Origin of the sequence: Agrobacterium sp. ST15.13.013 (assembly GCF_027956525.1) — a bacterium.
In the GTDB taxonomy this organism is placed as follows: Bacteria; Pseudomonadota; Alphaproteobacteria; order Rhizobiales; family Rhizobiaceae; genus Agrobacterium; species Agrobacterium salinitolerans.
Genome location: NZ_JAQKGP010000019.1, coordinates 81,113 through 100,024, shown reverse-complemented (window position 1 = coordinate 100,024; position 18,912 = coordinate 81,113). Strand labels below are relative to the sequence as shown.

At 60.6% G+C, this 18,912-nt stretch carries 20 protein-coding genes and 1 pseudogene; 15 read left to right on the top strand and 6 right to left on the bottom strand.

The features are described from left to right. Window positions 1-163 precede the first annotated feature (163 nt). Together uppH and uppJ are read left to right on the top strand one after the other, a co-directional pair. Window positions 164-1,075, top strand: a complete 912-nt coding sequence (gene uppH, locus PL597_RS18865; protein ID WP_271365965.1) for a polysaccharide biosynthesis endo-1,4-beta-xylanase UppH — start codon at window positions 164-166, stop codon at window positions 1,073-1,075. A gap of 8 nt (window positions 1,076-1,083) precedes the next feature. Beyond that, window positions 1,084-2,028 (top strand): polysaccharide biosynthesis UDP-hexose transferase UppJ, encoded by a 945-nt coding sequence (gene uppJ / locus PL597_RS18860; RefSeq protein ID WP_271365964.1) that lies wholly within the window; start codon window positions 1,084-1,086, stop codon window positions 2,026-2,028. A gap of 22 nt (window positions 2,029-2,050) precedes the next feature. Here uppJ and PL597_RS18855 read toward each other — a convergent pair whose 3' ends face one another. Then, entirely contained in the window at window positions 2,051-2,299 is a 249-nt protein-coding gene (locus PL597_RS18855; RefSeq protein ID WP_271365963.1) for a hypothetical protein, read from the bottom strand. A gap of 177 nt (window positions 2,300-2,476) precedes the next feature. After that, window positions 2,477-3,277, bottom strand: coding sequence for a polysaccharide biosynthesis UDP-hexose transferase UppL (gene uppL / locus PL597_RS18850; RefSeq protein WP_271365971.1), 801 nt, complete (start codon window positions 3,275-3,277; stop codon window positions 2,477-2,479). Window positions 3,278-3,522: 245 nt separating this feature from the next. Between uppL and PL597_RS18845 the strand changes: the two genes are divergently transcribed. Further along, the gene (locus PL597_RS18845) at window positions 3,523-3,732 is read left to right on the top strand and encodes a hypothetical protein (RefSeq protein WP_003509414.1); all 210 of its coding nucleotides are present in this window, start codon (window positions 3,523-3,525) and stop codon (window positions 3,730-3,732) included. Window positions 3,733-3,754: 22 nt separating this feature from the next. Here PL597_RS18845 and uppM read toward each other — a convergent pair whose 3' ends face one another. Next, complete coding sequence (gene uppM, locus PL597_RS18840) at window positions 3,755-5,377, bottom strand: polysaccharide biosynthesis protein UppM (protein WP_271365961.1); 1,623 nt, start codon at window positions 5,375-5,377, stop codon at window positions 3,755-3,757. Window positions 5,378-5,634: 257 nt separating this feature from the next. Between uppM and uppO the strand changes: the two genes are divergently transcribed. The 3 genes from uppO (at window position 5,635) to PL597_RS18825 (ending at window position 7,964) form a co-directional block, all read left to right on the top strand. Continuing rightward, window positions 5,635-7,050 carry a polysaccharide biosynthesis phosphomannomutase UppO gene (gene uppO, locus PL597_RS18835; protein WP_191217853.1) on the top strand — a complete coding sequence of 472 codons (1,416 nt, stop codon included), beginning with the start codon at window positions 5,635-5,637 and terminating at the stop codon, window positions 7,048-7,050. 150 nt (window positions 7,051-7,200) lie between these two features. Further along, a complete protein-coding gene (locus tag PL597_RS18830) occupies window positions 7,201-7,602 on the top strand; it encodes a globin domain-containing protein (RefSeq protein ID WP_142913653.1) in 402 nt (133 codons plus the stop codon). Next, window positions 7,599-7,964 carry a DUF423 domain-containing protein gene (locus PL597_RS18825; RefSeq protein WP_142913652.1) on the top strand — a complete coding sequence of 122 codons (366 nt, stop codon included), beginning with the start codon at window positions 7,599-7,601 and terminating at the stop codon, window positions 7,962-7,964. Before PL597_RS18830 ends, PL597_RS18825 begins: the two co-directional genes overlap by 4 nt. Before the next feature lie 6 nt (window positions 7,965-7,970). Here PL597_RS18825 and PL597_RS18820 read toward each other — a convergent pair whose 3' ends face one another. From PL597_RS18820 to rutR, 3 genes and pseudogenes are all read right to left on the bottom strand, one after another. Further along, a complete protein-coding gene (locus PL597_RS18820; protein WP_271365960.1) occupies window positions 7,971-8,261 on the bottom strand; it encodes a hypothetical protein in 291 nt (96 codons plus the stop codon). Beyond that, window positions 8,242-8,565: pseudogene (locus tag PL597_RS18815) on the bottom strand (DUF2325 domain-containing protein); the annotation flags it as partial. The pseudogene PL597_RS18815 and the gene PL597_RS18820, both read right to left, overlap by 20 nt. A 260-nt stretch (window positions 8,566-8,825) precedes the next feature. Further along, the gene (rutR, locus tag PL597_RS18810) at window positions 8,826-9,467 is read right to left on the bottom strand and encodes an HTH-type transcriptional regulator RutR (protein WP_077981450.1); all 642 of its coding nucleotides are present in this window, start codon (window positions 9,465-9,467) and stop codon (window positions 8,826-8,828) included. Window positions 9,468-9,726: 259 nt separating this feature from the next. Between rutR and PL597_RS18805 the strand changes: the two genes are divergently transcribed. From PL597_RS18805 to PL597_RS18765, 9 genes are all read left to right on the top strand, one after another. Further along, window positions 9,727-10,974, top strand: coding sequence for a Zn-dependent hydrolase (locus tag PL597_RS18805; RefSeq protein WP_271365958.1), 1,248 nt, complete (start codon window positions 9,727-9,729; stop codon window positions 10,972-10,974). A 188-nt stretch (window positions 10,975-11,162) separates the two neighbouring features. Beyond that, on the top strand, window positions 11,163-11,597 hold the full coding sequence (locus PL597_RS18800) for an endonuclease domain-containing protein (RefSeq protein WP_271365957.1): 435 nt from the start codon (window positions 11,163-11,165) through the stop codon (window positions 11,595-11,597). Next, window positions 11,594-13,051 (top strand): dihydropyrimidinase, encoded by a 1,458-nt coding sequence (hydA, locus tag PL597_RS18795; RefSeq protein ID WP_271365956.1) that lies wholly within the window; start codon window positions 11,594-11,596, stop codon window positions 13,049-13,051. Before PL597_RS18800 ends, hydA begins: the two co-directional genes overlap by 4 nt. Beyond that, the gene (locus PL597_RS18790; protein ID WP_271365954.1) at window positions 13,048-13,491 is read left to right on the top strand and encodes an NUDIX hydrolase; all 444 of its coding nucleotides are present in this window, start codon (window positions 13,048-13,050) and stop codon (window positions 13,489-13,491) included. The genes hydA and PL597_RS18790 overlap by 4 nt, the downstream gene beginning before the upstream one ends. Then, window positions 13,488-14,282, top strand: a complete 795-nt coding sequence (locus PL597_RS18785; RefSeq protein WP_271365953.1) for an ABC transporter ATP-binding protein — start codon at window positions 13,488-13,490, stop codon at window positions 14,280-14,282. Before PL597_RS18790 ends, PL597_RS18785 begins: the two co-directional genes overlap by 4 nt. A 315-nt stretch (window positions 14,283-14,597) precedes the next feature. Then, a complete protein-coding gene (locus PL597_RS18780; protein WP_271365951.1) occupies window positions 14,598-15,473 on the top strand; it encodes an ABC transporter permease in 876 nt (291 codons plus the stop codon). Then, window positions 15,470-16,342 carry an ABC transporter permease gene (locus PL597_RS18775; protein ID WP_271365950.1) on the top strand — a complete coding sequence of 291 codons (873 nt, stop codon included), beginning with the start codon at window positions 15,470-15,472 and terminating at the stop codon, window positions 16,340-16,342. Before PL597_RS18780 ends, PL597_RS18775 begins: the two co-directional genes overlap by 4 nt. A gap of 21 nt (window positions 16,343-16,363) precedes the next feature. After that, window positions 16,364-17,356: an ABC transporter substrate-binding protein gene (locus PL597_RS18770; protein ID WP_271365949.1), complete on the top strand. Its 993-nt coding sequence runs from the start codon at window positions 16,364-16,366 to the stop codon at window positions 17,354-17,356. A 360-nt stretch (window positions 17,357-17,716) separates the two neighbouring features. Beyond that, window positions 17,717-18,910 carry an efflux RND transporter periplasmic adaptor subunit gene (locus PL597_RS18765; protein ID WP_080789910.1) on the top strand — a complete coding sequence of 398 codons (1,194 nt, stop codon included), beginning with the start codon at window positions 17,717-17,719 and terminating at the stop codon, window positions 18,908-18,910. Window positions 18,911-18,912: the final 2 nt, after the last annotated feature.

Below are 18,912 nucleotides of genomic sequence, written 5' to 3'. Positions count from 1 at the left end.
AACCTTTATTCCCAAAACATAACATCCCTATCATAGGAAAAGGATATTAAAGATTTGCAAGGTTAACCGACGTTATACCACGTCATAATTGGCCAGACCCGCTTAATGCGGTAGTAACTTCGCTGTGCGAATTCTTGGCCCACGCCGCAGGGAGTTTGAAGTCTTGGTTTCCGTTTCGATTGTCATTCCCGTTCGCAATGGCGAGCGTTACATCGTGGAAGCGATCGAAAGCGTGTTGCTGCAGGGCGAGACCATCGGTGAAGTGCTTGTCGTCGATGACGGCTCCACCGACACCACCGCGCAGAAAGTGGAGGGTTTTTCCGATCCCCGCGTCAAATTGCTTGCCCGGCCGCAGGGAAGGCAGGGCGTTTCCGCCGTGCGCAATTTCGGCCTGTCGCAGGCGCGCGGCGAATGGACGATGTTCCTCGATGCCGACGATCGCCTGAAACCGGGCGCCATCGCGGCCCTTTGCGCCGGCATCTCCGGGCCGGATGTCGTCGCCGTCTATGGCGATTACGAACGCATCGATGAAGATGGCTTCAAGACCGGTCGGCGCAACCTCATCCGCCGCCGGGAAAAACCCGATGGTTTCATTCTCCAGCCGCTGCTCGGCGGAAACTTCATCGTCAATGGCGGCATCATGCTGGTCAGAACCCGCATCTTTCAGGAATTCGGCGGTTTCGACGAGACCTTGCGTTATGCCGAAGACTGGTATGGCTGGTGCCGGCTGGCCGCTGCCGGCCGTTTTGTCTATCTGGCCGGCTGCCATGTGCTCGACTACCGGGTGCACAGGACGAGCGTGATGATGAACCGGCTTTTGACATTCCGGGATTGCGAACCGGCGATCGAGGCTGTGTTTTCCGACCCGGCCATCGTCGCCGCCATTTCGCCGCCGGAACTGCGACGGCTTCGCCGCCGTTCGGAGAACCATATGAACGCCTATACCGTGGCGCAGGCCTTCCGCGCCCGCCGTTACCGTGAGGCTTTTTCGGCGCTGGCCGACACCTTCCTCAACCGCCCGCGCCAAAGCCTCAGGGCCGTCGTTTTTTCCGCCGCAGCGCTTGCCGGAATTTAGGAGTTTCCATGTCCGAGATCATGCCGGAAGCGGTGGTGTGCATTCCGAGTTTCCGCCGGCCGGAAGGCCTGAAAAAGACGCTTCGGTCACTCGCGGCCCAGAAGGTTGATTTTCCCTTCGCCATTGTCGTGGTCGATAATGACGGCGCAGGCCAGCAGGGTCTCGCCGTCGCACGCACATTTTTCTCCGAGAACGGCGTGAACGGTCAGGCGCTGGTGGAGCCGACGCAGGGCAATTGTTACGCCATCAACACGGCCTTCCGCACCGCCCGGCAAAGCTATGCTTCGGCTGAGTGGTTCCTGATGATCGATGACGACGAGGCCGCCTCCCCCCAATGGCTTGCCGAAATGGTTTCAGCGGCGAAATCCTTCGGCGTCGACATCGTCGGCGGACCGGTCAACCGGGAATTCGATGCGCCCGCGTCAAAGGCGGTCCTGTCGCATCCGCTGTTCGGCTCCATCGAAGCGCCGACAGGTCTTGTCGAGCAAATCCACGGATCGGGCAATTGCCTGATCTCGCGACGGGTGTTCGAGACCCTGCCGAAACCGGAATTCGATGTGCAGTTCAACTTCCTCGGCGGCGGCGACATGGATTTCTTCACCCGCTGCCGCAAGGCCGGTTTCAAATTCGCCTGGAATGCCCGCGCCGTCATCATCGAATATGTGCCGGAAAGCCGGATGGCACCGCGCTGGATCATGGAGCGCTCGCTCCGCACCGGCATCATCAATTACAGCATCGACCGCGCCCGCCGCCCCGGCCTGAAGGGAGGGCTGCTGCTCGCCGCCAAAAATACCGTCAGCCTGTGCCTGTCTCTGTTGCGCGCCGTTTCCGCCGGGCTGAAAACCGGCGCATGGCTGCCCGCCACACATCCGCCGCTGATGTCCATCGGCCGGGTGATGGCAAGCCTCGGCATCACACTCACGCCCTACAAGGCGCCGGCGAAGAAGACCTGACCGCAATCGCTCCGCCGCCGGTTTAGCTGAGGGTCTTTTCCCTGCCGAACGACAGCATGGTCGGGCGTCGTTTTTGCAAACCAAGCGCCGAAAAAGCTGTTGCGACAACGAGGAGCGGCACCAGCAGCGGCCAGAAGAAACACAGGACAATGCCGGTCACCCGGTAAAAATCCCAGTTCTTGTCGCGGCGGGCACCTTCAATATAGGTCATGGCGAGAGATGTGGCGGTGCCAATTCCATATATGAAAAGAGAAATGGACGTAATCACCATCGGCTTCCCCAAAATATCTCGGATTCGAATAAATTTTTAATATTGGGACAGTGTAGCGCGCTCCTTCGCAGTTGCAACGAAATTCAGCGGCAAATCCCGTTCGCTCAATACGTTAGCGAAGCCTGATTTACTTGATGCAATGCGATATGCCTGTCACCGAAGGGGCTTGCCGCGCCTTTAACGGCCCTGACCCGACGCCCCGAAGCGATACTTCAACAGCGAATATATGGCGATGGGATTGGTCAGCAGATATCGTTTTCCGAGACGTTTCGGCTCGAGCATTGCCCGATAAAGCCATTCCAGCCCCATATCCTGCATCCATTGCGGCGCCCGGCTGTTCTTGCCGGCAAGGAAATCGAAAAGGCCGCCGCAGGTCTTGATCACGGCGACGCCGGAAAGCCTGTCGAGATTGCGCGAAACGAAACGCTGCTCCAGCGGAATGCCGAAGCCGACCCAGAGAATATCCGTTTTCGAAGCGGCGATATCGGCAAGGACTGCGTCTTCCTCGGCGCGGCTGAAATAACCGTTGCGCCGTCCCGAAAATACGAGACGCGGATAGAGCCTCTGCATTTCTTCGACCGCCGCACGGTTCACCTCTTCCGAACCGCCGAGGAAATAAAACCGGCTTCCCGTCTCTTCGGCACGCTTGGCGACCGCATGAACGAGATCGGTCGTCGCGACCCGTTCCCTCAGCGCCTGCCGGCAGAATTTTCGGGAGAAGATCACCAGTGACATACCATCGGCATGAATCTGGTCCGCCTGCCGCAGCATGGCGTCGAATTCCCGGTCGTGATGACAAAGCGCAATGACCTGGCCGTTCGCCGAGGTCGAATAAAACGGTCTTGCACCGGACACGCGCTCGCTTCCCGCACGCAGGATGAAATCCCGCGCCGTTTCATCGATGGTCGCGTCAGTGATGGGCAGTGCCGCAAGGGAAATAACCGGCCATGCCTGGCCCGGCGCTCCCGCATCCGGCATCTCTCTCCCTGTCATGATCTGTCCGGTGTCCAAGATAGGCATCGTTTCATTGTTATAGTCACGCTTATGCATAGGGTATAAGGCTTCAGACACTACGAAGAACTATCATTAATATTTTTATAAATCCCCGTATGCAGTGGGCATTTTACACGCCTGAAGGTTGTGCGCCACATTTTCTGACTATTCCGGTTTTCCAACCGATGGGTTAAGGGACGCGGAAATCAAACCACGGAAGGGCTCCGGCCATGGAAACAATCTCGATCGACAATCGCGGCGATTTCGGCCTCTGGGCGATAGAACGGGCAAAAGAAATCGTCGCCAACGAAGCGTCCGACCTTGCCATTTCGGTTCGCGATGGAGACGAGGCCGGTATTCGCGATGCCGGCAATGCGCTGGGCGCCGCCATCGCCGCCGCCCTGCTCGAGGTTTATGACGGTCTGATTTCGGAAGAATAAGGCGACACGCAGCCGCCTCGTCTTACCGCGCCACGACATCCGCGTGATCGTCCCGGCGCAGATAACCCCAGAGGCCGAGCGCCACGGCAATGCCAAGACCGAGGAACAGGCCGCCCATGCCGCCGGCGATCAGGAAGGTCAGCTTGCCCGGCGGCCAGCTTCTGGAATTGGGCGCAACCGGCTGCGAAATCACCCGCACATTGGTGGAATCGATCGACTGCTGTTCGGCAAGCTGGCGCGAGCGGGTGAGGTAAGTCTCATAGATCGCCGCCGCCGAGCGGGCGTCGCGCTCCAGATCGCGCAGCCGCACCTGCGCCTCATTGTCGGTAAAGACATTGGCGCGTTCCGCCACGGCCTTCAGCCTCAGCGCATCCAGCGAGGAGCGCGCTTCGGCGACATTGATCTTGGCCGCCTGCAGGATGCGCCGCGCCTCGTCCGCCATGCCGCGTTCCAGCATTGCCCGCTCCGCACCCGCCGTCGCCAGACGCGGATGGCGTGCGCCATAGGTCAGCGTCATCGCGCCGATCTGCTGCTGCAGGGTGCTATATTGCGCGCGGATGGTGTTCATGGTCTGGCTGTCAAAGATGGCGTCGCTTTGCGTGCGGTTCTGGGCAATCGCCGCCTCCATCTGCTTCAGGCGGGATTCCTCCTGAATGAGCCGCTGCTGGGTCGCAAGAACCTGCGCATTGAGCTCGCCGGAGGCGAGATTGCTGACGAGCTGGCCATTATTTTCCTGCAAACCGTTCTCGCGGCGGAAATCTGCCACACGCTTTTCGGCGATGGTCACATTTTCGCGCATTTCCTCCAGCCGCTTCTTGAGATCGTCAACGACACGCTGGCTGCTGTCGGAGGTCGTCTGGAACAGCTCGCTTTCGAAAGCTTTCACGATGGCCTTGGAGACCGTCACCGATTTTTCGGCATCATTGGTCCAGACCGAAAGCGTGACCACGAAGGAGCGCGGGTCGCGTTCCGCCGCCACCCGATCACCCAGTGAACGAAGCGCGCCGACGCGGTTGTCATCGTCTTCCGGTTTCGATGAGAACATTGCCTTCAGCCGCGCAAGCGGCGGCGGGCTGATGAATTCAGGGTCCTGATCGAGCTTCAGCTCGTCCACCACCCGCGCCAGCACGTTGCGCGAAGTGATGGTGCGCAGCTTGCTTTCCACCTCGAGTATCTGTGTGTCACGCTGCTGGTTGGGCGAAAACACCCCATCATTAACGACGTTCAGATTGGAGGGATTAACGACGATATCCGTATAGGCCTTGTAGCGCGGCGGCGTCATAGAGGCGTAAGTGAGTGCGCCGGCGACGCAGAGAATGATCGCCAGCACGATCCAGACGACACCTCTGCGAAGCCAGAGGATGACGTCATCCACACCGATCCTGTCGATATGTTTCAGGCCCGGCAGCGCAGCCGCCAGATTGCCGCTCGGCGAAGCAGCCTTTACCGGCGTCTCGGCAGCGGCCGGCGCAGCGGCGGCCTTCGGCGGTTTCGGCTCAAGATGCTCCTTCAGCACCGTGCGCTCGAAAACCTCGTCCTCGTCCACCAGATCGTCCAGCAGGGAACCATGGGTTCTCGCGGCAGGCGCCGTTTTTTCATCGAGCGGGCGTGCCTGCTTATGTCCCGCCTTTTGAAGCCTGTACATCAGCCAATCCAACTCGAACGAACCACAAAAAGGCCGGCAACAGAGGGTTCCCACCGTCGCCATAGCCGCCATCGACGGACAAGTTTAAATATGACGGGTGAATTTTAGGTTACCCGCACCAGTCCCGCCATCATCGCCTATTCGCGGCCACGTTGAAAGGGATGATTGACTTGGATGGATCGATACGGTTCTTTCAACCGTTATATTTTTGCATTATCCATTTGACCCTCAAAGATTTTATCGAAACGGAGTTTGGCATGAGCCTGAAATTTGGAACGAGCGGCCTTCGCGGCCTCTCCGTCGATCTGAAAGGAAAAGCCTCGGCCGTCTATGCCACGGCATTTGCAAAACACCTTCTCATATCGGGCCAGGCAAAGGCGGGCGACCCCATTCTCGTCGGCCGCGATTTCCGCGATTCGAGCCCGGAAGTTTCCGCCACCTGCATCGCCGCGCTCAAAAAAGCCGGCCTGAACCCGTTCGATTGCGGCGCCGTGCCGACACCGGCGCTGGCGCTTTACGGCCTGTCGCTGAAGGCCGGCGCGCTGATGATCACCGGTTCGCATATCCCTGCCGACCGCAACGGCATCAAGTTCTACCGCCCGGACGGCGAAATCGACAAGCAGGACGAGACGGCGATTGCCGCTCTTGCCGCCGAAATCGAGGCCGAAGGCATAAGTGCCGAGGCGGCGACCGCCGAAGACCATTCCGCCACCGCCGCCGAACTTTTCTACGAGCGCAACATCGCGTTGCTGCCGGAAAAGGCGCTTTCCGGCCTCAAGATCGGCGTTTACCAGCACAGCACGGTGGCGCGCGATCTCTTTGTCGACGTGCTTGCCCATTATGGGGCGGAGGTCGTTCCGCTCGGCCGCTCCGAAACCTTCATCCCCGTCGATACTGAAGCAGTCTCCCCGGAAACGCTGGCCCTTCTCAAAAAATGGTCGCCGGAGCACGGTCTCGACGCCATCGTTTCCGCCGATGGCGACGGCGACCGCCCCCTGCTGACCGATGAAAACGGTGTGCCGCTGCGCGGCGACCTTATCGGCCTGATCACCGCAAATTTCCTCGGCGCCGGCGTGGTCGTCACCCCCGTCACCTCCAATTCGGGTATCGAGGCCAACGGTTCGTTCGACGTCGTCCGCACCAAGGTCGGCTCCCCCTTCGTGATCGCGGGCATGGCTGAGGCGCTCGCCGCCGGCAAGAACGGCGTCATGGGCTTCGAGGCCAATGGCGGCCTGCTGACGGCCTCCGCCTTCACGCTCAACGGCAGGCCGCTTTCGCCTCTGCCGACGCGTGACAGCTTCCTGCCGGTTCTCGCCGTGCTGCTTCTCTCGGCGGAACAGAAAAAGCCGCTGTCGCAGATCGCCGCCGCCTACAACCTGCCGGTCGCCGCCGCCGACCGCCTGGAAAATTTCGCCCAGGAAAAGAGCGCCGCGCTGATGACACATCTGCGCGCCTCCCGCGACAATCTCGAAACCTTCCTCGCCCCGGTCGGCACGGTAAAGGCGCTGAGCGACATCGACGGCCTGCGCGTGGCGCTCACCGATGGCAGCACCATTCATTTCCGCCCTTCCGGCAACGCCCCGGAAATGCGCTGCTACGTCGAAGCCGCCAATCAGGATGAGGCCGAAACGCTTCTGAAAAAGGGGCTCGACCTCATCCGCAATTTTGGCTGAGTGTAGATGCTTGCGCGTCATTTCAGCCTGAAACCGGAATGACGCGCTTCAGCAGTCGAGACCGATGTCCCAAATGTCGCATCCCGCCTTTCCCTGTTGCACTCGCTGGCCCGGAAAGCGATAAGGACCGCAGGGTCCAAGGAGGCGACGATGAGCGGCGAGACCGTTACCCTTTACGAAGCGATCGGTGGCGATGCGACTGTCAGGGCGCTCACCCGGCGTTTTTATGAATTGATGGATACCCTGCCCGAGGCCGCGCGCTGCCGCGCCATCCACCCTGCCGATCTTTCCGGCAGCGAGGCGAAGTTTTACGACTACCTGACCGGATATCTTGGCGGACCGCCCGTCTATGTCGAGAAACACGGCCACCCGATGTTGCGCCGTCGCCATTTCGTCGCCCCTATCGGCCCCGCCGAGCGGGATGAATGGCTGCTGTGCTTCCGCCGCGCCATGGATGAGACGATAGAAAATGCGAAGCTGCGCGAGATCATCTGGGCGCCGGTGGAGCGGCTGGCCTTTCACATGCAGAACCAGGAAGCGGATAAGCCATGACCCACGAGAGACTGCGCGCCTTCATTCTGCTGCTTGGTAGCCTCCTGGGTGCTGCCGGCGTCATGCTTGCCGCCGCCGCGACCCATACCGGCGAAACCTATATGCTGGGCAATGCCTCGGCCATGGCGCTGGCGCATGCGCCGGTGCTGGTGGCGCTCAATATCGGCGCGGACCGCATCAGAACCGCCATTCCGGCAGGCCTAATCCTCGGCCTCGGCACGGCGATCTTTGTCGGTGATCTCGCCGTCAGGCATTTTTCCGGCCACAGTCTGTTTCCCTACGCAGCACCCCTGGGCGGCCTCGGCATGATCGGCGGATGGTTGGTGCTCTGCGCCGGCGCGTTCCTGAAGCCAAAAGGCTGATCGACCTTAACGCCGCCGCGTCCAGCGAAACGGCAGGATGTTACGGCCTTTTTCCGCCGCCTCGCCGAGAGCGAAGGGCGGGGCTTCGCCGGGCTGGCGGGTGCGCAGGTGGGGAAAGATCGCCACATTGCCGCCGGCGGTCGCGGCGCGGTTGCGCCTTCGACGTTCGCCGACGATCTCAAACATTTCCATCAGGGCCGGATCGGCAGCCTGTTCGGCCATCTTGTGCAGTTCCACGCGGCAGGCCTCGTCTGCCGCCGGCTCTTCACCCTTTAAATTATTGCGCTCGTCGCTCATCGTTGGGGGTCCGTTCATTCATCGTCTGCAGCGCCCGCTCCAGACTGGATTTGCTGCCATTGCGCAGCGGAATGAACGTCTTGCCGAATTTCTTGCAACCGGACTTCACCCGCAGACACGCATCGTGGCTGATACAGTCGATCGGGCAGAAAACGCAGTCGACGGAGGGGAGCACGGTATCGATGCGCGAGACCGCCTCACGCAGGCCGCCATCGTGGTGGATCAGTTCGGCGCCGAAATTACTGGCGATCTGGCGAAGATGTGCAACCTGACAGTCACGGCCGCCCACATAAAGAAAGCTTTTCGGACCCGAGAGCTGCTCTTCGGCCGCCACCTTTTCAGTCTGCGGCGCGCCCTTGCCCTGCTTGCCGCCACGTTCGGCCTTCTTCTTTTCCTTGCGTGCCATTCCCTCACCTGCCGGTTGGTTTTTGATACCCCGATATTGGGCCCCGACATTCGGGATGCGGGCACCATAATAAAGATGAGTTTTCTAGTAAAGTATAAAGGTGATAATTTTCATCATGTTTTTCACAGCACGCTCAGGCGCTGAGAATCCGGCGATGCTCAGCCGGTTATCCGTAATCCGCCCATGAAAAGCTGCTCGAGATGGCGGGCCGCATCTTCGAAACGCCCGTCGCCGCCGTGTCTGTCCCCCAGCACCGCCCGCACCTGCACATCGAAATCGGCATAGTGCTGAGTGGTTGACCAGATAGAGAAAATGAGGTGGTAGGGGTCGCATTTGGCCATCCGCCCGGCCTTCACCCAGGCGCGGATCACCTCTGCCTTCTCATCCACCAGCTGTTTCAGCGGGCCTTTCAGTTCGTCCTCGATATGGGGCGCCCCCTGCAGGATTTCATTGGCGAACAGGCGGCTTTCACGCGGAAAATCCCGCGACATTTCCAGCTTGCGGCGAATGTAGGAGCGGATTTCGCTTTCGGGATTACCCTCGGCGTCAAAGGCGCGCAGCGGGTCAAGCCATGTATCCAGCACTCGCTCGATCAGCGCGCGATGCATCGCCTCCTTGGTGCGGAAATAGTAAAGCACGTTCGGCTTGGACATGCCGGCCGCCTCGGCAATCTGGTCGATGGTGGAGCCGCGGAACCCATTCGTGGAAAAAACACTGAGCGCAGCTTCAAGAATCGCTTCCTGCTTTTCCTCCTGAATGCGGGTCCGCTTCTGTGTTTTCGCTGCGCGCGGTATGGCCATTCTCAGCTCTCTGTTTCTTTTCAATGCAATTGCCGCTACAGTATGCTTAAAAAATAATCGCCGTTCATAGCTTAGGCAAAATTACTGCGATTCGTCACAAAATCCCTTGCTGACGCCAGTGCGAATTTGCAATGTTTACCAGCCGGTCAATTTATCCACCATCGCCGCCACAAGGCAATGGCTGTTATCTTAACCGGCAAAAAAGGGAACGGCACAAGCTTTGCTTTGATAAAAACAAAACAGGTGAGGACGACACTGCATGGCGGCGGGTAAGAACTTGACGGTCAATGGCGACCGTCTGTGGGACAGTCTGATGGACATGGCGAAGATTGGCCCCGGCATCGCCGGCGGCAATAATCGCCGCACACTGACGGATGAGGATGCGGAAGGCCGCCGCCTGTTTCAGCGCTGGTGCGAGGCGGCGGGTATGACGATGGGCGTCGACCGCATGGGCACCATGTTCGCCACCCGCCCCGGCGAAGACCCGGACGCGCTGCCGGTCTATATCGGCAGCCATCTCGACACCCAGCCGACCGGCGGCAAGTACGACGGCGTGCTTGGCGTGCTGGCCGGGCTGGAAGTGGTGCGCAGCCTGAACGACCTCAATATCAAAACCAGACACCCGATCACCGTCACCAACTGGTCGAATGAAGAAGGCGCGCGCTTCGCGCCCGCCATGCTGGCCTCGGGCGTCTTCGCCGGCATTCACGATCTCGATTACGCCTATAGCCGCACCGATACCGACGGCAAGACCTATGGCGAGGAGCTGAAGCGCATCGGCTGGCTGGGTGAAGAAGAGGTCGGCGCCCGCAAGATGCACGCCTATTTCGAATATCACATCGAGCAGGGGCCAATCCTGGAGGCGGAAGGAAAACAGATCGGCGTCGTCACCCATTGCCAGGGCTTGTGGTGGCTGGAAGTGACGCTGACCGGCAAGGAAGCCCATACCGGCTCGACGCCGATGGCCATGCGCGTCAATGCCGGCCTAGCCGCCGCCCGCATTCTTGAAAAAGTGCAGGAAGTGGCAATGGCCCACCAGCCGGGTGCCGTCGCCGGCGTCGGCCAGATGATCTTCACGCCCAATTCCCGCAATGTCCTGCCCGGCAAGGTGGTTTTCACCATCGACCTTAGAACCCCCTCGCAGGCGAAGCTCGACAACATGCGGGCCATCTTCGAACGCGAGGTGCCCGCTATCGCCGAAAAACTCGGCGTCGGCTGCTCGATCGAGGCCATCGGCCATTTCGATCCCGTCACCTTCGATCCGGTGCTGGTGGGCCGCGTGCGCAATGCCGCCGAAAAACTGGGTTATAGCCACATGGACATCATCTCCGGCGCCGGCCACGATGCCTGCTGGACCGCACGGGTCGCCCCTTCCACCATGATCTTCTGCCCCTGCGTGGACGGGCTTTCGCACAACGAAGCGGAAGAGATTTCGCCGGAATGGGCAAAGGCTGGCTGCGATGTGCTGCTGCATGCGGTGCTGGAGACTGCGGAGATCGTGGAATGATCGTGCCCACGAGGCCTTGCCCCCTCATCCGGCCCTTCGGGCCACCTTCTCCCCGGCGGGGAGAAGAAACACGCGGCAACACCCCCGACCCTACCACCGGCGTCATGAAAATCTGCGACGGTGCCTCCCATTTCTTCTCCCCGCCGGGGAGAAGGTGGCCCGAAGGGCCGGATGAGGGGGCAAGGCTCATGGTGGACCACACGGGCAAAAAAGCAGCAAAACGCCAACCTGGCAAAACCACGCAAGCCCGAAAACTCCGCCGCGACGAGACCGACGCCGAATACCGCCTCTGGTATGAACTCAAAGGCCGGCGGCTAAACGGCTTCAAGTTCAGCCGGCAAGTCCCGCTTGGCGCTTACATCGCCGATTTCGTCTGCCGCGAGAAAATGTTGATCGTCGAACTTGACGGATCGCAGCACGCCTCTTCCCCCCACGACCGGCAACGGACGCTCTGGTTAAACGGGCAGGGCTATGCCGTGCTCCGGTTCTGGAACCACGAAGTTTTCGAAGACCTCTCCTCCACGCTCACCACCATCCTCGCCGTCCTGAACGCCGAGACTTTCCTGCCCGATCATCCCGACCGTTATTTGCCAGCCCTCGTCACCGGGAACACGCCACAATGACCGCCACCATCATCAAGAACGGCACCGTCGTCACCGCCGACCTCACCTACAAGGCCGATGTGAAGATCGAAGACGGCAAGATCACCGAGATCGGACCCGACCTCACCGGCGGCACGATCCTCGATGCCACGGGATGTTACGTCATGCCCGGTGGCATCGATCCGCATGTGCATCTGGAAATGCCCTTCATGGGCACCTATTCCGCCGATGATTTCGAGAGCGGCACGCGCGCCGCACTTGCCGGCGGCACGACCATGGTGGTGGATTTCTGCCTGCCGGAGCCGGGGCAATCGCTTCTCGATGCCCTGCAACGCTGGGACAACAAGGCAACGCGTGCCAATTGCGATTATTCCTTCCACATGGCCGTCACCTGGTGGGGCGAGCAGGTCTTCGATGAGATGAAGACGGTGGTTCAGGAAAAGGGCATCAACTCCTTCAAGCACTTCATGGCCTATAAGGGCGCACTGATGGTGAATGACGACGAGATGTTCGCCTCCTTCTCGCGCTGCGCGGAACTCGGCGCCATTCCCTTCGTGCATGCGGAAAACGGCGATATCGTCGCGCAAATGCAGGAAAAACTGATGGCGGAAGGCAATGTCGGGCCGGAGGCACATGCCTATTCCCGCCCTCCCTCGGTGGAAGGCGAAGCCACCAACCGCGCCATCATCATCGCCGATATGGCCGGCGCTCCGCTTTATGTCGTCCACACCTCCTGCGAGCAGGCGCATGAGGCCATCCGCCGCGCCCGGCAAAACGGCATGCGGGTCTATGGCGAACCGCTGATCCAGCACCTGATCCTCGATGAAAGCGAATACGCCAATCCCGATTGGGATCACGCCGCCCGCCGGGTGATGTCGCCGCCCTTCCGCAATCGCCAGCATCAGGACAGCCTCTGGGCCGGTCTCGCCTCCGGTTCGCTGCAATGCGTGGCGACCGACCATTGCGCCTTCACGACCGAGCAGAAACGCTTCGGCCTCGGCGATTTCCGCAAGATACCGAACGGCACCGGTGGGCTTGAAGACCGCATGCCGTTGCTGTGGACCCATGGCGTGGCGACCGGCCGCCTGACGATGAACGAATTCGTCGCCGTCACCTCCACCAATATTGCGAAAATCCTCAACATCTACCCGAGAAAAGGCGCGATCCTCGTCGGCAGCGATGCCGATATCGTCGTCTGGGATCCGGCGCTCACAAAGACCATCAGCGCCGCAAGCCAGCAATCGGCCATCGACTACAACGTGTTCGAAGGGCAGAAGGTGAAGGGCATGCCACGCTACACCCTGTCGCGTGGCCTCGTCAGTGTCGAGGAGGGCACCATCGAGACACAGGAAGGCCACGGCCAGTTCGTCGCCCGCGACCCCTACCCCGCCGTCAGCCGTGCGCTTTCCACCTGGAAGGAACTCGTTTCGCCGCGCAAGGTGGAGCGTAGTGGCATTCCGGCATCGGGCGTATGACCATGAGCAGCGAGCCGAAACGCGAAATCCTCATCGCCGCCGCCGTTCTCCTTAATGAGCACAGGCAGATGCTTGTGGTGCGCAAGCGCGGCACCACGCAGTTCATGCAACCGGGCGGCAAGATCGATCCGGGCGAAACGCCGGAGCAGGCGCTGCACCGCGAACTGGCCGAGGAAATCGGCCTGACGCTGCCCGAACATGCCGTTCGTTATGAGGGCATCTTTCGCGAGGAAGCCGCCAATGAACCGGGCGCCGATGTCGTCGCCCATGCCTTTACCGCCAGACTTCAAGCCGAAGTCATGCCGCAGGCGGAAATCGAGGAAGTGCGCTGGCTCGATCTCGACCGTAACACCGGCGTGACCATCGCCAGACTGACGGAAACCCAGATGCTGCCGCTGGCGCGCGCAGCGCTCACGGAAAGCGACAATCAGCAAAGATGAACCAAGCCTCTCCCTATTCCGTCGTTTCCGCCAAAAAGCTGGGCCTCACCTTCGAAACGGGGGATGGCCCGGTCCACGCGCTGTCCAATGTCGATCTGGATGTAAAAAAGGGCGATTTCGTCTCCTTCATCGGCCCTTCCGGCTGCGGCAAGACCACCTTCCTGCGGGTCATCGCCGATCTTGAAAAACACACGTCAGGCGAGATCACCGTCAACGGCACGACGCCGGAAAACGCCCGCAGGGACCGGTCTTACGGTTACGTCTTTCAGGCCGCCGCACTTTACCCGTGGCGCAGCATCGAAAAGAACATCGCCCTGCCGCTTGAAATCATGGGTTACAGCAAGGCCGAGCAGCGCGAGCGCATCGACCGCACGATGGACCTCGTCAACCTCACCGGTTTCGGCAAGAAATACCCCTGGCAGCTTTCCGGCGGCATGCAGCAGCGCGCCTCCATCGCCCGCGCACTCGCCTTCGATGCCGACCTGCTGTTGATGGACGAGCCTTTCGGCGCGCTGGACGAGATCGTTCGCGATCATCTAAACGAACAGCTGCTGAAACTCTGGGATACGACCGGCAAGACCATCTGTTTCGTCACCCATTCCATTCCCGAAGCGGTCTATCTCTCGACGAAAATCGTCGTCATGTCGCCGCGGCCGGGGAGAGTGACTGATGTGATTACATCCACGCTGCCGCGGGAAAGGCCGCTGGAGATCAGGGAGACGCCGGAGTTTCTGGCCATTGCCCATCGGGTGCGTGAGGGGTTGAAGGCGGGGCATAGTTATGACGGGTGAGGTCAGCGCCAGCATTGGCTCATTTGGCGGGAGGTTGCCACACGTTTCTTCTCCCCGCCGGGGAGAAGGTGGCCCGAAGGGTCGGATGAGGGGGCAAGGTTGCGGCCTACCGCTACCCTTGCCCCCTCATCCCGCTGCCGCGACCTTCTCCCCCTCGGGGAGAAGAAGGCAGGCGGCTCTACCTCCATTCCATTCGCAAACAGTGAGATGGCCGAGACCCACCCACGAGTCGATCTCCCCCCTTGAGGGGGAGATGTCCGGCAGGACAGAGGGGGGGAAGCCTCACCCTCGGAATGATCGGCGGAGCAAAACCCCATGACCCTCCTCCGCCACCGCGTCCTTCCCATCCTCACCGTCCTCCTCGCCATCCTCATCCTCTGGCACATCGCCGTCATCTACCTCAACATGCCCTTCGCCCGCGATCAGGCCACCCGCGCCGGGCAGACGCCGGGTTTCTTCGAACTCCTGCCGCAAACCTTCGCGCAGGAGCGCCCGGTCCTCCCGGCCCCGCACCAGATCGCCGCCGAACTCTGGGACACGACCGTCAACAAGGCCATCACCTCCAAGCGCAGCCTCGTCTACCACGCCGGCATCACGCTTTCGGCCACCCTGCTCGGTTTCGCCATAGGCGCAGTGCTGGGCATTCTCCTCGCGGTCGCCATCATCCACAACCGCGCCATGGACCGCTCGGTCATGCCGTGGATCATCGCCAGCCAGACGATCCCCATCCTCGCCATCGCGCCGATGATCATCGTCGTCCTGAACTCCATCGGCATTTCCGGGCTTCTGCCGAAGGCGCTGATCTCCACCTACCTCTCCTTCTTCCCCATCGTCGTCGGCATGGTGAAGGGCTTAAGAAGCCCCGAAAGCCTCCAGCTCGATCTGATGCACACCTATAATGCCTCACCGGCCCAGATCTTCTGGAAGCTGCGCTGGCCCTCCGCACTGCCTTATCTTTTCACCTCGCTGAAGATCGCCATTGCGATTGCGCTTGTGGGTGCCATCGTCGGGGAACTGCCGACGGGCGCCGTCGCCGGCCTCGGCGCGCGCCTGCTCTCCGGCTCCTATTATGGCCAGACGGTGCAGATATGGGCGGCGCTGTTCATGGCCGCCGGTGTGGCGGCGTTGCTGGTGTCGATCATCGGCATTGCCCACGCCGCCGTCCTCAAGAGAATGGGAGCACGGCCATGACGAACCCCTTCTGGTTTATCGGCGCGATCCTGTTCTGGCTTGCCGCCTGGGCCTTCAACGAATGGCTGGTGCGGCGCAATTTCACCTCGATCTCTGGAAAGCGCATCGGCCGCATCGCCGTGCCCCTCCTCTTCGGCCTTGCCCTTCTGGTTCTGTGGGAAGGCATCGTGCGTGGTTTTTCCGTGCCGCCCATCCTGCTGCCGGCCCCCAGCGCCATCCTCGCCCGCCTTCTCGGCTCGCTGCCGATCCTCTGGGCGGATTTCCGCCAGACCTTCCTCAAATCGGTGCTGACGGGTTATGTGCTCGGCTGCGGCCTCGGCTTTCTCGTCGCCATCCTCATCGACCGCTCGCCCTTCCTCCAGCGCGGGCTTCTGCCCATCGGCAATTTCGTCTCCGCCCTGCCGGTCGTCGGCATCGCACCCATCATGGTCATGTGGTTCGGTTTCGACTGGCAGTCGAAAGTCGCCGTCGTCGTCATCATGACCTTCTTCCCGATGCTGGTGAACACGGTGCAGGGACTTGCCGCCGCCAGCCACATGGAACGCGACCTGATGCGCACCTATGCCGCCGGCTGGTGGCCGACGCTGATAAAGCTGCGCCTGCCCGCCGCCTGGCCCTTCATCTTCAACGCGCTGAAGATCAATTCCACGCTGGCGCTGATCGGCGCCATCGTCGCGGAATTCTTCGGCACGCCCATCGTCGGCATGGGGTTCCGCATATCCGCGGAAATGGGCCGCAGCAATGTCGATATGGTCTGGGCCGAAATCGCGGTCGCCGCACTCGCCGGCTCCGGCTTTTATGGTCTCGTGGCGCTCGCAGAGCGGGCCGTCACCTTCTGGCATCCGTCCGTCCGTGGGGGACGAACGTAAATAACGAAAAAGGGAACAGCGATGAAAATGAAACTTGCATCCATGCTTCTTGCCGGCGCGTCACTTCTGACCGCATTCGGGGCTGAGGCCGCCGACAAGATCACCCTGCAGCTGAAATGGGTGACCCAGGCGCAATTCGCCGGTTATTACGTCGCCAAGGACAAGGGCTTTTATGAAGCCGAAGGCCTCGATGTCGACATCAAGCCCGGTGGCCCGGATATCGCGCCCGCGCAGGTTCTGGCTGGCGGCGGGGCCGATGTGATCGTCGACTGGATGCCGTCAGCACTCGCCACCCGCGAAAAGGGCGTGCCGCTGGTCAATATCGCGCAGCCGTTCAAATCGTCGGGCATGATGCTGACCTGCCTGAAGGAAACCGGCATCACCAAGCCTGAAGATTTCAAGGGCAAGACGCTGGGCGTCTGGTTCTTCGGCAATGAATATCCGTTCCTGTCTTGGATGGCGCATCTGAAAATCCCGACCACCGGCGGCGCCGATGGCGTTACCGTGCTGAAACAGGGTTTCAACGTCGATCCGCTTTTGCAGAAACAGGCCGCCTGCATTTCCACCATGACATATAATGAATATTGGCAGGTGATTGACGCCGGCATCAAGCCGGAAGAACTCGTCACCTTCAAATATGAAGACGAAGGCGTGGCGACGCTGGAAGACGGACTTTACGTTCTCGAAGACAAGCTGAAAGACGCCAAGTTCAAGGAGGACATGGTCAAATTCGTCCGCGCCTCCATGAAAGGCTGGAAGTGGGCCGAAGAAAACCCTGACGACGCCGCCGATGTCGTTCTCGAAAACGACGCCTCCGGCGCGCAGACGGAAAAACACCAGAAGCGGATGATGGGCGAGGTTGCCAAACTCACCGCCGGTTCCAAGGGCGCGCTTGACAAGGCAGACTACGAGCGAACGGTAAAAACCCTGCTCGGCGGCGGCTCCGATCCGGTCATCACCAAGGAACCGACAGGCGCCTACACCACTGAAATCACCGATGCGGCGCTGAAATAGCCGAATTAAACCCGAATGAAGGGAACGCGCGGCGCCATCCGCGCGTTTTTCTCGCTGGTAACCCATTCGAAGAATTACAATATCCAGCCCCATACAAAAATGTATATCAACCATCGCGGCTATGCGGATTGATTTGCACGGCAACAGGAATTACAGTCCAGCCTACAAGACTGCCAACTTTGATCTTGTAAAATAAGCACAGGGCAAAGGTGCTTAAGATTCGCGTTGAGGGGCGTTTGAATCGGGAGGATCGAAAAGGAAGTATTGTGATCCCTTGTTTCACATTCGCTATCGCATGACCTTTTAAGACACGCCTTGGGCTGCAGGACATGCGATCGGATATTGCGCGAGCCAAGACACATGCAGCATAAAGTCACGTTTAACCGGTTTGTATTCCTTCTTCTTTCGGCAACGGCGCTTCCCCTCTCAGCAGCCGCCGAGGGAGAGACGCAGGCGCCGGCCAAACAGCAGAACCTGCCATCAATCATCGTCGCGCATGCGGCAAAACGCGATCTCGTGGACCGCATCATCGCCACCGGCACGATCCGCCCCGTGGACGAGATTTACGTCCAGCCGCTGGTCGACGGTCTGTCGATCGACACGCTGAACGCCGATATCGGCGACCGGGTGGAAGCGAATGCGGTTCTCGCGGTCCTTTCATCGGACAGTCTGATCCTTCAGAAAAGCCAGCTTGAGGCCAATAAGGCCAAGGCACAGGCCGCTGTTGCGCAGGCCAAGGCACAGGTTCTGGAAGCGGAGGCGAGCGCCAACGACGCGAACCGCCAGCGTGACCGCGCCGCAAAGCTCGGCCAGAGCGGTTCCGGATCCGTCTCGCAGGTTGAGCAGACGCAGGCGCAGGCGGAAGTCGCCGCCGCCAAGCTGAACGCCGCCCGCCAGGCCGTTTCCGCCGGCGAAGCCGATATCAAGGTTGTGGATGCGCAGATTGCCGATATCGACCTGAAATTGACGCGCACCGGCGTGAAAACCCCGGTCGCCGGTATTGTTTCGGCCAAGAATGCCAAGGTCGGCGCGATTGCCAGCGGCGCCGGTGATCCGCTGTTTACCGTCATCAAGGATGGCGCGATCGAACTTGTCGCCGATCTGTCCGAGACGGATATCCTCAAGGTGAAACCCGGCCAGAAAGCCTATTTGACGGTTGCCGGCGGAGCTGAGAAAATAGAGGGCAAGGTGCGCCTCGTGTCGCCCACCGTCGATCCGACCACGCGCCTCGGTTCCGTGCATGTGGTGTTGCCCGAAGGTAGCCCGGCGCGATCCGGCATGTATGCCAGCGCGGCGATCATCGTCGAGGAGACGAATGCGCTCGCCTTGCCGCTGTCGGCCGTCACCTCCGGGCGTGAAGGTTCAACCACCCGCAAGGTGGAAGGCGACGTCGTCAAACAGGTAAAGATCGAGACCGGCATCGAAGACGGCGGTTTTATCGAGATTGTCAGCGGTCTTGCCGCTGGAGACAAGGTTGTCGAGAAAGCTGGGGCATTCGTGCGTGATGGGGACCGGATCAGACCGGTGGAAGCCCAGACGGCTGCGTCCAACTGACT

Excerpts from the sequence above, each read along its gene's own strand:
- uppL (WP_271365971.1), bottom strand. The coding sequence starts at position 3,277 with ATGCCGGATGCGGGAGCGCCGGGCCAGGCATGGCCGGTTATTTCCCTT.
- PL597_RS18800 (WP_271365957.1), top strand. The coding sequence starts at position 11,163 with ATGGTGGACCACACGGGCAAAAAAGCAGCAAAACGCCAACCTGGCAAA.
- PL597_RS18830 (WP_142913653.1), top strand. The coding sequence starts at position 7,201 with ATGAGCGGCGAGACCGTTACCCTTTACGAAGCGATCGGTGGCGATGCG.
- PL597_RS18790 (WP_271365954.1), top strand. The coding sequence starts at position 13,048 with ATGACCATGAGCAGCGAGCCGAAACGCGAAATCCTCATCGCCGCCGCC.
- uppO (WP_191217853.1), top strand. The coding sequence starts at position 5,635 with ATGAGCCTGAAATTTGGAACGAGCGGCCTTCGCGGCCTCTCCGTCGAT.
- uppM (WP_271365961.1), bottom strand. The coding sequence starts at position 5,377 with ATGTACAGGCTTCAAAAGGCGGGACATAAGCAGGCACGCCCGCTCGAT.
- PL597_RS18785 (WP_271365953.1), top strand. The coding sequence starts at position 13,488 with ATGAACCAAGCCTCTCCCTATTCCGTCGTTTCCGCCAAAAAGCTGGGC.
- rutR (WP_077981450.1), bottom strand. The coding sequence starts at position 9,467 with ATGGCCATACCGCGCGCAGCGAAAACACAGAAGCGGACCCGCATTCAG.
- uppJ (WP_271365964.1), top strand. The coding sequence starts at position 1,084 with ATGTCCGAGATCATGCCGGAAGCGGTGGTGTGCATTCCGAGTTTCCGC.
- PL597_RS18775 (WP_271365950.1), top strand. The coding sequence starts at position 15,470 with ATGACGAACCCCTTCTGGTTTATCGGCGCGATCCTGTTCTGGCTTGCC.
- PL597_RS18855 (WP_271365963.1), bottom strand. The coding sequence starts at position 2,299 with ATGGTGATTACGTCCATTTCTCTTTTCATATATGGAATTGGCACCGCC.
- PL597_RS18780 (WP_271365951.1), top strand. The coding sequence starts at position 14,598 with ATGACCCTCCTCCGCCACCGCGTCCTTCCCATCCTCACCGTCCTCCTC.
- PL597_RS18805 (WP_271365958.1), top strand. The coding sequence starts at position 9,727 with ATGGCGGCGGGTAAGAACTTGACGGTCAATGGCGACCGTCTGTGGGAC.
- hydA (WP_271365956.1), top strand. The coding sequence starts at position 11,594 with ATGACCGCCACCATCATCAAGAACGGCACCGTCGTCACCGCCGACCTC.
- PL597_RS18820 (WP_271365960.1), bottom strand. The coding sequence starts at position 8,261 with ATGAGCGACGAGCGCAATAATTTAAAGGGTGAAGAGCCGGCGGCAGAC.
- PL597_RS18825 (WP_142913652.1), top strand. The coding sequence starts at position 7,599 with ATGACCCACGAGAGACTGCGCGCCTTCATTCTGCTGCTTGGTAGCCTC.
- PL597_RS18765 (WP_080789910.1), top strand. The coding sequence starts at position 17,717 with ATGCAGCATAAAGTCACGTTTAACCGGTTTGTATTCCTTCTTCTTTCG.
- PL597_RS18770 (WP_271365949.1), top strand. The coding sequence starts at position 16,364 with ATGAAAATGAAACTTGCATCCATGCTTCTTGCCGGCGCGTCACTTCTG.
- PL597_RS18845 (WP_003509414.1), top strand. The coding sequence starts at position 3,523 with ATGGAAACAATCTCGATCGACAATCGCGGCGATTTCGGCCTCTGGGCG.